We start from the raw sequence: 12,792 nt of genomic DNA on the forward strand, positions 1-12,792 counted from the left end.
TAAGCAGGGCTTAACAAAAACCGGGCTTTTCGGATGAAAGCTGCCGTTTCCAGTCAATTGGCCGGAGACGACGGTCGCGAATATCGGCCACGGCTAAGACAAACGACCCCCGGGGCGGATTATAAGAGCACGGTATCAGAGGGTGCGACACTCATCCTGACACTGGGGGTGTGCTTCAAGTACGACGTCCGCCTCAGCCACGAGAAGATTGCTCGGGCCTGCGGCCTCTCCAAGGGCGTGGTCAGCAAGTACGTCAGCTTGGCTCAGGCCGCCGGCATCAGCTGGCCGCTGCCCGACGGTACCGACGAGGCGGCGCTGGAGGCGCGGCTGCCCGGCCGAAACACCGCCGCTGCGCTTCTTAGCACCGGACTACTTCCTGGTCCACCCGGCCCTCAAGCACAAAGGCATGACCCTGCAGCTGCTGTGGGCGGAGTACGCCGAGGCCCACGGCAAGGCGTACCGCTACATCTAGTTCTGCCCACACTGCCAAACGTGGCGCGGCCCTCAACGGCGCAGCGTGCGCCAGGTCCACCGCGCCTGCGAGAGGCTGTTCATCGACTACTGCGGCCTGACCTTGCCTATCATCAACCAGGCCACTGGCGAGGTGCGCAACGCACAGCTGTTCGTGGCGGTGCTGGGGGCCTCCAGCGTCACCTTCGCCGAAGCCTCTTGGAGCCAGTCGCTGCTCGACTGGATCCTCTCCCACAAGCGTACCTTCCCGTTCCTCGGTGGGGTGCCAGAGTTGCTTGTCCCGGATAATCTGAAGAGCGCCGTCACGCGGGCATGCCGCTACGATAGCCAGCTGAACGCGACCTACGCTGAGCTGGCGTAGCACTACCAGGTCATCGTGTTGCCGGCGCGGCCCTACAAGCCCATGGTGGAAGCCGGCGTGCTGGTCGAGCGCTGGATCCTGGCCCGCCTGCGTCATCACATCTTCTTCACGCTGGCTTCACTGAATCAGGCCATCCGCGAGCTGCTGGAGGATCTCAACCGCTCGGCGAGGCGGGCATCATCTGCGTCGTCGTGCCCCTCACCGCCGAGACCGAGCACCGGATCGGCGAGCGAGAGTTTGCCCTGATGAAGCTACTGGCCCAGGCCAACGCCTTCATCGAGGGCAGTCTCAAGGGGGAGGTGGGCAGCGGCGGCCGGCCCGACCCCTATAGCTGCCCGGGCCACCGTCCCTCTAGCGTGCTGCTGATCGACGAGCTGACGCTGAGGCCCGCCAGCTGGCAGTGCCGGGCCATCAGCTCGCTGAACTGACGCGAGTGCTGGGCGAAGGCCAGGGCGTAGCTCAGGGTCTGGGTGGCCATGGCGTCGTCGCTGATGGAGAGGTGCAGTCGGTACTGCTCCGGGAGGGCCCGGCCACGGTAGCGCACCATCTCGCGAGACTCGTGGTCGTAGGTGAGTGACAGCGGCTGATCGGCGAGGCTGGGGAGGGGATGCATCTCGGGCAGGCAGGCATGGGCATCTCCGTTCTTGTCATCCGGGCCTCTTCCGGGCACCGTCCAGATAAGGTAGACGCAGGGGGACAGCTCCCTCCTTGATATTGGTCAATTTCGGTAGCGGATCAGCAGAAAGTACCAGGCCGCCTGGTCGCTCCCTGGCCGGATGCGAGCGTCGACCGACCGGCGTTGTCGCCCCCCGGCCGCGGGGCATACACTGCCCCAAACCCGACAGGCAGGCCGATATGCGTGATCTTTCCCCCGCCAGCCCCGGGCTCGGTGGTGCCTCTGACCGGGGCACGGCAGACCGGGGCGCGACGGCCCCAGGCACGATGGCCGAGGGCGAACCGCTGCCCACCGCCGTCAGCCGCCGCCGCGACCCCCGGGCCGCGGCGCGGGAGCTCGCCGAGGCGCTGCGCCACCCCGAGCTCGGCTTCGTGCTGTTCTTCTGCAGCGCCGAGTACCCCCTGGCGGCGCTCTCCGAGGCCCTGGAGGCGGCCTTCGCCGGCGTGGCGGTGGCGGGCTGCACCACCGCCGGGGAGATCACGCCGGAGGGCTACGGGCGCGGCGGCATCGTCGCCATCGGCCTCGACCGTCGTCACTTCGCGGTCTCCTGCGCGCTGGTCGAGAACCTGGCGGACTTCGACCTGATGCGCGCCCAGCGTCTGGTCGATGGCCTGCTCGACGACTGTCGCGATCGCGCCCTGGCCCCCCTGGCCGGGCAGAGCTTCGCCCTGACGCTGCTCGACGGCCTCTCCAGCTGCGAGGAGCAGGTGCTGGCGACCCTGGATGCCGCCCTGGGGCGCATTCCCAGCTTCGGCGGCTCCGCCGGCGACGACAATCGCCTGGCCCATACCCACGTGCATGCCGAGGGGCGCTTCCACGGCCAGGCCGCGGTGGTGGTGCTGATCAACACCCGGCTGCCCTTCGAGGTCTTCACCACCCACCACCTGCGACCGCGCACCGAGAAGCTGGTGGTCACCCGCGCCGATCGCGAGCGCCGCCGGGTGTTGGAGCTCAACGCCCTGCCGGCCGCGGAGGAGTATGCCCGGCTGGTGGGGCTGCCGGTCGCCGCCCTGGACGCCGCGGTCTTCGCGCAATACCCCCTGGCGGTGCGGCTGGGCGAGGCGCACTACGTGCGCGCCATCCAGCGGGTCAATGACGACGGCAGCCTGAGCTTCTACTGCGCGGTGGAGAACGGCATCGTGCTTACCGCCATGCGGCCCGCGCCCCTGCTCGAGGACCTCGAGGCGGTCTTCACCGGGCTCGGCGAGCGCCTCGGTGAGCCGGCGCTGATCATCGCCTGCGACTGCTTCCTGCGCCGCCTGGAGCTGGAAACGCGCCAGCAGGTGGACGCCGCCTCGCGGCTGCTGGCGCGCTCGCGGGTGGTCGGTTTCAACTCCTATGGGGAGCAGCACCATGGCATGCACATCAACCAGACCTTCACCGGGGTCGCCATTGGATCTCGACCGGCCGCGGGCGATACCTGACGACGCCTCTCCCCGGGAGCGCGAGTTGCTGGCGGAGAACGCACGCCTGCGCCGCATCGCCGGCGCACTGATGGAGCGGGTGGAGTCCGCCGGGGTGGCCGGTGCGGCTCCCTATGCGGCCTTCGAGCACGCCGTGCTGCTCGCCGAGCAGGTGCGCGAGCGCACCGAGGCGCTGCAGCAGACCCTGGCCGAGCTGCATGCCGCCAAGGCCGAGGCCGAGGCGGCCAACCTCTCCAAGACCCGTTTCCTGGCCGCGGTCAGCCACGACCTGATGCAGCCGCTGAACGCCGCCCGGCTCTTCACCAGCGCCCTCGAGGAGCACGAGCTGCCCGCAGACTCGACCCGGCTGGTGGGGCATGTCGGCCGCTCCCTCCAGGACGTGGAGGCGCTGCTCGGCACCCTGGTGGATATCTCGCGGCTCGACGCCGGGGTGCTCGAGCCGGACATCGCTCCCTTTCCCGTGGCGCGGCTGCTCGACGTGCTGGCCGAGGAGTTCCGCCGGATGGCCGCGGCGCGGGGGCTGGCGCTGCACTACGTGAGAAGCGAGGCGGTGGTCGCCTCGGACCTGGCGCTGCTGGCGCGGGTGGTGCGCAACTTCCTGACCAATGCCATTCGCTACACCGAGCAGGGCCGGATCCTGCTGGGCTGCCGTCGGCGCCCCGGCGGGCTCGAGATCCTGGTGGCCGATACCGGGCCCGGCATTCCCGAGGCCCAGCGCGAGGCGATCTTCCAGGAGTTCCAGCGCCTGGGCGAGCGCCGCGACGCCGAGGATCGCGGCCTGGGGCTGGGGCTGGCGATCGTCGATCGCATCGCCGGCATCCTCGACCACCCCCTGAGGCTCGCCTCGGTGCCCGGGCGCGGGTCGCTGTTCGCGGTGCGCGTGCCCGAGGGTCGATTGCCGGAGGCGCCCCCGAGCGCGCCGGCGCCGGCCTGGGAGGGCGATCTGCTGGCGGGCATGCGGGTCTGGGTCGTCGACGACGACCCCGGGATCTGCGAGGGCATGGCGGCGCTGCTCGCCGGCTGGGGGTGTGCGGTGCGCACCGCCACCGCCCTGGCCGCCCTGGAGGCCGACCTGTACGCTCATGCGCCCGAGGAGGCCGCTGACGTGCTGCTGGTCGACTATCACCTGGGGGAGGGCGATCCCGATGGCCTCGCGGTGGCCGCGCGGCTGGGCGAGCGTCGGCCGGGGCTCGCGGTGGTGGTGATCACCGCCAATCACGACGCCGCGATCAAGAGCCTGACCCGCCAGCGGGGCTACGGCTGCCTGCTCAAGCCCGTGAAGCCGCTGCGCCTGCGCATGCAGCTGGTCGCCCTGCGAGGCGCCCGCTCAGGCTGAGGGGGCATGGCGCTCGGCGAGCAGCGCCTCGAGGTCGAGGGCGCCGGCGGCGAGGATCGCCTGGACGCGGCCCGCGACGCCGAGCTTGCGCAGGATCGCCGAGACGTGGGTCTTCACCGTGGTCTCGGCGATCTCCAGCTCCCGGGCGATCACCTTGTTGGAGGCCCCCCGGGAGAGGCGGATCAGCACCTCGAGCTGCTTGTCGGTGAGCTCGGCCAGGCGCCGGCGCTGCGCGTCCTGCGGGGGAGCCTCGGCCGGCGGCGAGGACGGCGCGGCCGGGGGGCGGCGCATGATCTCCGCCGGCAGGTAGAGCTGGCCCTCCAGCAGGCGGGTCAGCGCCGCCTGCAGCTCCCGGCGCGGCGTCGACTTGGGGATGTAGCCCACCGCGCCGAGCTCGATGGCCTCGAGGACGGTGCGCCGCTCCTGGTCGGCGGAGAGGATGGCCACCGGCAGGGCGGGATGGGCCTCGCGCAGCGCCTTGAGCCCCTCGAGCCCGCTGGCATCGGGCAGGCCGAGGTCAAGCAGCACCAAGTCGACCTCGGCGTGCTGCTCGGCGCTCTCGAGGGCGTGCGCCAGGCTCTCGGCCTCCAGCAGTCGACTGCCGGGCAGCCCGGCGGTGATCACCGCGCCGATGGCCTCGCGAAACAGCGGATGGTCATCGGCGACCATCAGGGTGTGCATGGCAATCCTCCTGGCATCGTCTCGCCTCCTACCGAAGGGGGAGGCGCTCTCCTGCCAACGCAGTATGTCCCACCTGGCTCCGCTGACCAAGACTGGAGGAGGCCGCGTCCATCCCCCGGCGCGGCCCGCGAAAAGGAAAAGGAGATTCGAGATGGATGCAACGATGAAGGCCGCCGTGGTGCGCAAGTTCGGCGAACCGCTGGCCATCGAGGAGGTCCCGACGCCGCGGCCGAAGCGCGGCGAGATCCTGGTCAAGGTCGCGGCCTCGGGGGTCTGCCACACCGACCTGCACGCCGCCCACGGCGACTGGCCGGTCAAGCCCGAGCCGCCGTTCATTCCCGGTCACGAGGGGGTGGGGCACATCGTGGCCGTGGGCGAGGGCGTCACCCACGTCAAGGAGGGCGATCGCGTCGGGGTGCCCTGGCTCTACTCCGCCTGCGGCCACTGCGAGCACTGCCTGGGCGGCTGGGAGACCCTCTGCGAGTCGCAGCAGAACACCGGCTACTCGGTCAACGGCGGCTTCGCCGACTACACCCTGGCGGATGCCGGCTACGTGGGTCGCCTGCCCGACAACGTCGACTTCCTCGAGATCGCCCCGGTGCTGTGCGCCGGCGTCACGGTCTACAAGGGGCTGAAGATGACCGATACCCGTCCCGGCCAGTGGGTGGTGATCTCCGGCATCGGCGGCCTCGGCCACATGGCCGTGCAGTACGCCCGGGCCATGGGGCTCAACGTGGCGGCCGTCGACATCGACGACGGCAAGCTGGCGCTGGCCGAGCGGCTGGGCGCTGCGGTGACGGTCAATGCCATGAAGACCGACCCGGCGGCCTACATCAGGAAGACGATCGGCGGGGCCCACGGGGCGCTGGTCACGGCGGTCTCGCCCAAGGCCTTCGACCAGGCCCAGGGCATGCTGCGCCGGGGCGGTACCCTGGTGCTCAACGGCCTGCCGCCGGGGGACTTCCCGCTGCCGATCTTCGGCACCGTGCTCAACGGCCTGACCATCCGCGGCTCCATCGTCGGCAGCCGCCAGGACCTGCAGGAGTCGCTGGACTTCGCCGGCGAGGGCAAGGTCAAGGCCACGGTGGCCACCGACCGACTGGAGAACATCAACGACGTCTTCCAGCGCATGATCGAGGGCCGCATCGAGGGACGCGTGGTGCTCGACATGACGTCCTGAGCCGCCGGCGGTGACGCCCGGCGAGGCGGCTCGCCGGGCGCATCATCTCCTCCCGAAGGAGGAGCCCGGCTCCTGCCACCGGCGGATGTCGCCGGGCGCCGTGCTCGCCAACACTGAACGCTGCACCTCCATAACGACAATATCCAGGAGTCACGCCATGATCTATGCCAACCCCGGCCAGGCCGGTTCGGTCGTCAGCTTCGCGTCGCGCTACGGCAACTACATCGGCGGCGAGTTCGTGCCCCCGGTGAAGGGCCAGTACTTCGACAACATCAGTCCGGTCAACGGCGAGGTGTTCTGCCAGATTCCCCGCTCCACCGCCGAGGACATCGACCTCGCCCTGGACGCCGCCCATGCCGCCGCCCCGGCCTGGGGCAGGACCGCGGCCGCCGAGCGCGCCAATGCGCTGCTCAGGATCGCCGATCGCATGGAGCAGAACCTCGAGAGCCTCGCCGTGGCCGACACCTGGGACAACGGCAAGGCGGTGCGCGAGACCCTGAACGCAGACCTGCCGCTGGCCATCGACCACTTCCGCTACTTCGCCGGCTGCCTGCGCGCCCAGGAGGGCACCGCCGCCGACATCGACGCCAACACCGTGGCCTACCACTTCCACGAGCCGCTGGGCGTGGTGGGGCAGATCATCCCCTGGAACTTCCCGCTGCTGATGGCCGTCTGGAAGCTGGCGCCGGCGCTGGCGGCGGGCAACTGCGTGGTACTCAAGCCGGCCGAGCAGACCCCGGCCTCCATCCTGGTGCTGGCGGAGCTGGTCGGCGACCTGCTGCCGCCCGGGGTGCTCAACGTGGTCAACGGCTACGGCGCCGAGGCGGGCCAGGCACTGGCGACCAGCAAGCGCATCGCCAAGATCGCCTTCACCGGCTCCACCCCCGTGGGCGCGCACATCCTCAAGTGTGCCGCCGAGAACATCATTCCCTCCACCGTGGAGCTCGGCGGCAAGTCGCCGAACATCTACTTCGCCGACATCATGAACGCCGAGCCCGAGTTCATCGACAAGGCCGCCGAGGGCCTGGTGCTGGCCTTCTTCAACCAGGGCGAGGTGTGCACCTGCCCCTCCCGCGCGCTGATCCAGGAGAGCATGTACGACGCCTTCATGGCCAGGGTGATGGAGAAGGTGGGGAAGATCACCCGTGGCAACCCGCTGAACACCGACGTCCAGGTCGGCGCCCAGGCCTCCCAGGAGCAGTTCGACAAGATCATGTCCTACATGGAGATCGCCCGCGAGGAGGGCGCCGAGTTCCTGACCGGCGGCGAGCGGGAGTCGCTGGATCCGGCCATCAACAACGGCTATTACATCCAGCCGACCCTGCTCAAGGGCCACAACAAGATGCGCGTCTTCCAGGAGGAGATCTTCGGCCCGGTGGTGGCGGTGACCACCTTCAAGGACGAGGCCGAGGCGCTGGCCATCGCCAACGACACCGAGTTCGGCCTCGGCGCCGGCGTCTGGAGCCGCGACATCAACGTCGCCTTCCGCATGGGCCGCGGCATCCAGGCCGGGCGCGTCTGGACCAACTGCTACCACCAGTATCCGGCCCACGCTGCCTTCGGCGGCTACAAGAAGTCCGGCGTCGGCCGCGAGACCCACAAGGTGGCCCTCGAGCACTACCAGCAGACCAAGAACCTGCTGGTCAGCTACGACATCAACCCGCTGGGCTTCTTCTGATCGGTTGACGCCCCGGCGGGCCTCGAGCAGGTATTTCGGCGCGACGCGAGTCGCGCCTTTTTTTGGCCGCTGCTACCCGCTCCGCCCGGGGTGCGTCATCATCACGGGTGCCGCCTCCGACCGGACGACACGGCCATGACCGACCGCGAAGACCCCGACCTCCACCAGGCCCGCCTCGAGCGCGCGGCGTCGCTGATCCGCGCCAGCGGGGCGAGGCGGGTGCTCGATCTCGGCTGCGGTTCCGGGAGCCTGCTGCAGTACCTGCTGCGCGACGCGCAGTTCGAGCGGGTGGTCGGCCTGGAGCTCTGTGGCGAGCTGCTCGCCCAGGCCAAACTGAGGCTCGCGACGCTGCCCGCCGCCCGGGCGGGGCGCCTCGAGCTGATCTGCGGCTCCTATGCCGAGGCCCATCCGGCGCTGGTCGGCTTCGACGCCGCGGCCATGGTGGAGACCCTCGAGCACGTGCCCCCCGAGGGGCTCTCCCGGGTCGAGCGGGCGGTCTTCGCCGACCTGCGCCCCGGGCTTGTGGTGATGACCACCCCCAACGGCGACTACAACCCGCTCTACGGCCTTGCCCGCGGCGAATTTCGCGACCCCGATCACAAGTTCGAGTGGGGCCGCGCGCGCTTTCGCGACTGGGGCCGTGGGGTCGCCCGCCGCCACGGCTATGGCGTGCGCTTCTCGGGCATCGGCGAGCTCGACCCCGACCTCGGCCAGCCGACCCAGCTGGCGCTCTTCACGCGAAACCCGCCCGGGAGCGGCTGAGCCCGGGCGTCAGTCGTCCGAGAACCGGACGGGGGGCAGCGGGGCGCGGTTGACCGTCAGCGAGAAGAGGTCGGGCCGGGCGTAGTGGCCGCAGACGTCCAGCGAGCGGCGCGCGCGCCGGGCGCTCTCGACCTCGATCTCGGCATGCAGGATGCCCTTCTCGCGGTTTAGCGGACCCGCCACCACCTCGCCGGAGGGCGCGATGACCACCGCATTGCCGACGTTGATCCACTCCTCCGGAGTGAAGAGCCGGTCGCGCTCGGGGAAGGTCGCCGGGATGTCGCTGCCCTGGATCGCGGTCGCCGTGCCGATCACCCAGCAGCCGCCCTCCCGGGCGATGTGGCGCAGGCTGGCGAGGCCGGCGTCGCTCGAGTCCCAGGTCGGGTTGATGAAGATCTCCAGGTCCTGTGCGTAGAGGGCGTAGCGCGCCAGCGGCATGTAGCTCTCCCAGCAGATCAGGCAGCCGATGCGCCCGGCGGGCGTCTCGACGACCCGAAGCCCGCTGGCATCGCCCATGCCCCAGACCATGCGCTCGGGGTTGGTCGGCATCAGCTTGCGGTGGCGGTTCAGCAGGCGGCCGTCCGGGCCGATCACCACCACGCTGTTGTAGAGGGTGGTGCCGCTGTAGCGCCGGTCGATCTCGTGGAGGCCCGTCACCAGGGTCACGCCGTGCCGCGCGGCGGCGTCCTGCAGGGGGGCGAGGGTGTCGCCCTCGAGGTCGACGGCGTTCTCGCGCAGCCGGGCATGCAGCTCGCTTGAGAGCGCCATGTCGCTCCCGGGGGCGAGTCGCCAGATCCAGGTGGGGTAGCCGGGCAGGTAGGCCTCCGGGAAGACCAGCAGCGTCGCCCCGGCGCCGACCGCCGCATCGATGGAGGCCAGCATCTGGTGCAGCGTCTCGTCGCGCTGCAGCAGGACCGGGGGCGACTGGATCACCGCGACGTTCGTGGCCATGGCAGGGTCCTCGTGCGCGCGGCCGGCGCCGAGGGGCGTCGCTCACGGGCACTAGCCTGACTTCACTATAGCGGCGCGGGCCGGGGCGCGCCCTGCTCCGCCCAGGCGCCGTCATCCGTCCCTGCCTCGGCGGCCGCCGCCGGCTCGGCCTCGAGGTCGAGTTCCAGCTGCTCGGCCTCGTTGGCGGCCTCATCGGCCCAGGTGGTGCCCAGCGCCGCGCTGCCGGCCGGCATGGCGACATAGTGGCCGTGGGTCTCCGAGGCGCGGCTCGGGTAGTGCACCAGGCAGTAGAGGCCCACGGCGACGAGCAGGGCGTGGATCGCCGCCATGTCCCACATGAAGCCGTCGGGGCCGAGCCACTCCATCAGCAGGCCGGTGCTCACCGGGCCGAGGGTGGCGCCGATGCCCAGCGCCAGCACCAGGCTGCTGCTGGCCGCGATCACCTGGCTCGGGGTCAGGTCGTCGTTGGCATTCGCCAGGCAGAGCGAGTAGAGGGTCAGGCTGGTGCCGCCCAGCGCCGCCCCCAGCGCGATGCGCAGCAGCGGCGCGTCGGCGCCGACCGTCAGGCCGGCCAGCGCCAGCAGGGTGGCGAGGCCGGCCACTGCCACGATCACCTTCTGGCGGTCGGTCTTGTCCGACAGCTTGCCCAGCGGCCACTGCAAAAGCGCCCCGCCGAGGATGAAGGCGCCCATGAAGGCGGCGACCTCGTCCACCGCCATGCCCGCGCGGGTGGCGTAGACCGCGCCCATGCCGAACACGGTGCCGTTGGCGATGCCGGTGAGCAGGCAGCCGATGGTGCCCAGTGGCGAGAGGCGGCAGAGTCGCCGCAGGCTCATCGACTCCGGCTGGCTGGTGTCCGGCTGCGGGGTGTGGCTCAACAGGATCGGCACCAGCGCCAGCGACACCAGGATCGACACCAGCAGGAAGAGGATCACGCCGCCGGGGTCGGCCAGATTGAGCATCAGCTGCCCGCCACCCATGCCGAGGTAGCTGATCACCATGTAGAAGGCCAGCAGGCGGCCGCGCAGCTGGTTGGAGGCGTAGCCGTTTAGCCAGCTCTCGGTCACCACGTAGAGGCCGGCGTAGGCGAAGCCGGTGACCAGGCGCATGCCGGCCCAGATCCAGGGGTCGATGACCATCACGTGCACCAGGATGGCGATCGAGGTGATCGAGGCCAGCGCCGCGAAGACCCGGATATGACCCACCTCGCGCAGCTTGCGGGGCGTCAGCGTCGAGCCGGCCAGGAAGCCCACGAAGTAGGAGGACATGATGACGCCGGTGGCAGTGTTGCCGAACGCCTCCTCGGCGGCGCGCATGCCCAGCAGGCTGCCCATCAGGCCGTTGCCGAGCATCAGCAGGCCGACGCCCAGCAGCAGCGCCCAGAGGCTCCAGGCGGCGGAGACGGTGGTGGTGCCGGAACGGGGGGCCGTGATCGCCATGGGCGGCTCCTGACGAAAGAAAAAGTGGGGCTTGTCGATTCGGCGCCGGATCCGGCGCAGGCAGGTAAAATAGGGTCCCAGTGCTATGCTGACAAACGCGATTTGCTACATCGATGCACAAGAAAAACTAAGGGTCATCCATGCGCCGTCTGCCACCCCTCAACGGCCTGCGCGCCTTCGAGGCCGCCGCGCGCCACGAGAGCTTCGCCGCCGCCGGCAGCGAGCTTCACGTCACCGCCTCGGCGGTCAGCCAGCAGGTCCGGGCCCTGGAGGCCTGGCTCGAGGTCGCGCTGTTCGCGCGCCACGCCCGTGGCCTGGAGCTGACCGAGGCGGGCGAGCGCTACCTGCCGGAGCTCAGCGAGGCCTTCGACCGGCTGGAGCAGGCCACCCGCGTGCTGCAGAGCCGCGAGGCCGGCCAGGTGTTGACCCTCAACGTCACCCCGTCGCTGGGGACGCAATGGCTGGTGCCGCGGCTCTGGGAGTTCAACGCGCGCCATCCGGAGGTCGACGTGCGCATCGGCGCCACCGAGCGCAACGTCGACCTGCGACGGGAGGACGTCGACCTGGCCGTGCGGCTGGGGCCGTCGCGGGAGCCGGGGGTGGTCTCCGAGCTGCTGCTGCGCGAGACCCTGGCGCCGGTGTGCGCGCCGGCCCTGCTCGAGGGCAAGGATCCGCTGCTCGAGCCCGCCGACCTCGGCCGCCAGCGGCTGCTGCATATCTTCGACCCGCACCCCGGCCCCCCGGTGACCGGCTGGCGCGAGTGGCTGGCGATGGCCGGTGCGTCCCAGGTGGACGCCCGCTCGGGGCCGCGCTTCAGCGTCTGGTACCTGGCGATCATGGAGGCGGTGGCCGGGCGGGGCGTGGCGCTGGGTCCCTTCAGCCTGGTCCGCGAGGAGCTCCGGGCGGGGCGGCTGGTGGCCCCCTTCGAGCCCTGGCTGCCCGCCGGCGTCGACTACTACCTGGCCTACCGGGCCGATGCCCTGGGCAATCCCGCCCTGGCGGCCTGCCGCGACTGGCTCCACGAGCTCTGTGCCCGGGAGTGAGGCGGGCGTCCGGCGGACACGAGAACGGCGACGCCGGAGCGTCGCCGTCGTGAACCGCAGTCTGTCGGGGGAGCTCAGTCCTCCCCGGGCGCGGCCCCGTCGGCCTGACCGTGTCGCGCCACGCCGTCGCACGGGCGCGGCTCCAGGGCCTCGCGCATCTCGGCGAGCTGCTCGTCGCTGAGGATCTCGGCAAGGGTCGCCTGATGCTCCTCGCGCAGCTCCCGCATCGTCTCTCGACGCTCCTGGTCTGAGGCAAAGTCACCCTCACGCAGCGCCTGCATGTCAGCGTAAATCGCTTCGCGGGCCTCGCGCAGCGCCTCGCGCTCGGCGTCCGAGAGCTCCCAGGTGTCGACCAGCGCGGCCAGGCGCCGCTGCATGGCCTCGCGTTGCTCGGCGCGCCGCTCGTCGCGCCACTCCTGACGGAGTTCCCGGCGCGCCGTGGCCAGGGCCTCGCGCTGCTCGTCGTCGAGGAGCTCGTCCAGGCGCTGGCGGTGTGCCTCACGCAGTTCGCGGATGGCCTTGCGGTGCTCGCGGCGGGCCTCTTCCAGCGCCTCGCGGGTCTCAGCGTCGATGCCGGCCCGCTCGAAGAGGGCCTGTCGGCGTTGCTCGTGCTGCTCGCGATGTTCCTCGCTAGCGTCGTGCTGCCAGCCCTCCTTCCAGCCCTCCTGGGGAGCAGCGCTGGCGGAGAGCGCCAGGGGAGCGAGGGCGACGGCGAGCAGGGCGGGCGCCAGCAGGGTACGGGTGAGAGAGCGGGTCATGGCGGTTCTCCTTGGGTGACGCTGCCAGTCTC

General features: G+C 70.8%; 13 protein-coding genes. 8 read left to right on the forward strand and 5 right to left on the reverse strand.

Annotation, left to right across the window (positions count from 1 at the left end; all coding sequences use genetic code 11):
• Positions 1–517: 517 nt before the first annotated feature.
• Both C9F13_RS17625 and C9F13_RS17630 read left to right on the forward strand, forming a co-directional pair.
• On the forward strand, positions 518–832 hold the full coding sequence (locus C9F13_RS17625) for a DDE-type integrase/transposase/recombinase (RefSeq protein WP_211310931.1): 315 nt from the start codon (positions 518–520) through the stop codon (positions 830–832).
• A gap of 57 nt (positions 833–889) precedes the next feature.
• Complete coding sequence (locus C9F13_RS17630) at positions 890–1,078, forward strand: hypothetical protein (RefSeq protein ID WP_211310932.1); 189 nt, start codon at positions 890–892, stop codon at positions 1,076–1,078.
• Positions 1,079–1,157: 79 nt separating this feature from the next.
• Here C9F13_RS17630 and C9F13_RS17485 read toward each other — a convergent pair whose 3' ends face one another.
• Positions 1,158–1,445 (reverse strand): hypothetical protein, encoded by a 288-nt coding sequence (locus C9F13_RS17485; protein ID WP_157955182.1) that lies wholly within the window; start codon positions 1,443–1,445, stop codon positions 1,158–1,160.
• Positions 1,446–1,774: 329 nt separating this feature from the next.
• On the opposite strand from C9F13_RS17485, the gene nosP reads away from it, so the two are divergent.
• Both nosP and C9F13_RS07950 read left to right on the forward strand, forming a co-directional pair.
• Positions 1,775–2,932 carry a nitric oxide-sensing protein NosP gene (gene nosP / locus C9F13_RS07945; RefSeq protein ID WP_108445697.1) on the forward strand — a complete coding sequence of 386 codons (1,158 nt, stop codon included), beginning with the start codon at positions 1,775–1,777 and terminating at the stop codon, positions 2,930–2,932.
• A complete protein-coding gene (locus C9F13_RS07950) occupies positions 2,862–4,268 on the forward strand; it encodes a hybrid sensor histidine kinase/response regulator (protein WP_108445698.1) in 1,407 nt (468 codons plus the stop codon). The genes nosP and C9F13_RS07950 overlap by 71 nt, the downstream gene beginning before the upstream one ends.
• On the opposite strand, the gene C9F13_RS07955 is transcribed toward C9F13_RS07950, so the two are convergent.
• Positions 4,260–4,949 carry a response regulator gene (locus C9F13_RS07955; protein ID WP_108445699.1) on the reverse strand — a complete coding sequence of 230 codons (690 nt, stop codon included), beginning with the start codon at positions 4,947–4,949 and terminating at the stop codon, positions 4,260–4,262. The two genes, C9F13_RS07950 and C9F13_RS07955, sit on opposite strands and share 9 nt — an antisense overlap.
• 151 nt (positions 4,950–5,100) lie before the next feature.
• Here C9F13_RS07955 and adhP point away from each other — a divergent pair, with 151 nt between their 5' ends.
• From adhP to C9F13_RS07970, 3 genes are all read left to right on the forward strand, one after another.
• On the forward strand, positions 5,101–6,129 hold the full coding sequence (gene adhP, locus C9F13_RS07960) for an alcohol dehydrogenase AdhP (protein WP_108445700.1): 1,029 nt from the start codon (positions 5,101–5,103) through the stop codon (positions 6,127–6,129).
• 157 nt (positions 6,130–6,286) lie between these two features.
• Positions 6,287–7,807, forward strand: coding sequence for an acetaldehyde dehydrogenase ExaC (gene exaC / locus C9F13_RS07965; RefSeq protein ID WP_108445701.1), 1,521 nt, complete (start codon positions 6,287–6,289; stop codon positions 7,805–7,807).
• Positions 7,808–7,942: 135 nt separating this feature from the next.
• Entirely contained in the window at positions 7,943–8,569 is a 627-nt protein-coding gene (locus C9F13_RS07970) for a class I SAM-dependent methyltransferase (RefSeq protein ID WP_108445702.1), read from the forward strand.
• A 9-nt stretch (positions 8,570–8,578) separates the two neighbouring features.
• On the opposite strand, the gene C9F13_RS07975 is transcribed toward C9F13_RS07970, so the two are convergent.
• Positions 8,579–9,520, reverse strand: a complete 942-nt coding sequence (locus tag C9F13_RS07975) for a carbon-nitrogen hydrolase family protein (protein ID WP_108445703.1) — start codon at positions 9,518–9,520, stop codon at positions 8,579–8,581.
• Positions 9,521–9,585: 65 nt separating this feature from the next.
• Positions 9,586–10,959: an MFS transporter gene (locus tag C9F13_RS07980; RefSeq protein WP_170121136.1), complete on the reverse strand. Its 1,374-nt coding sequence runs from the start codon at positions 10,957–10,959 to the stop codon at positions 9,586–9,588.
• Between the two features lie 140 nt (positions 10,960–11,099).
• Between C9F13_RS07980 and gcvA the strand changes: the two genes are divergently transcribed.
• Positions 11,100–12,002 carry a transcriptional regulator GcvA gene (gene gcvA / locus C9F13_RS07985; RefSeq protein WP_108445704.1) on the forward strand — a complete coding sequence of 301 codons (903 nt, stop codon included), beginning with the start codon at positions 11,100–11,102 and terminating at the stop codon, positions 12,000–12,002.
• Between the two features lie 74 nt (positions 12,003–12,076).
• On the opposite strand, the gene C9F13_RS07990 is transcribed toward gcvA, so the two are convergent.
• The gene (locus C9F13_RS07990) at positions 12,077–12,760 is read right to left on the reverse strand and encodes a hypothetical protein (RefSeq protein WP_108445705.1); all 684 of its coding nucleotides are present in this window, start codon (positions 12,758–12,760) and stop codon (positions 12,077–12,079) included.
• Positions 12,761–12,792 lie beyond the last annotated feature (32 nt).

Origin of the sequence: Halomonas denitrificans (genome assembly GCF_003056305.1) — a bacterium.
Taxonomy (GTDB): Bacteria; Pseudomonadota; Gammaproteobacteria; order Pseudomonadales; family Halomonadaceae; genus Halomonas; species Halomonas denitrificans.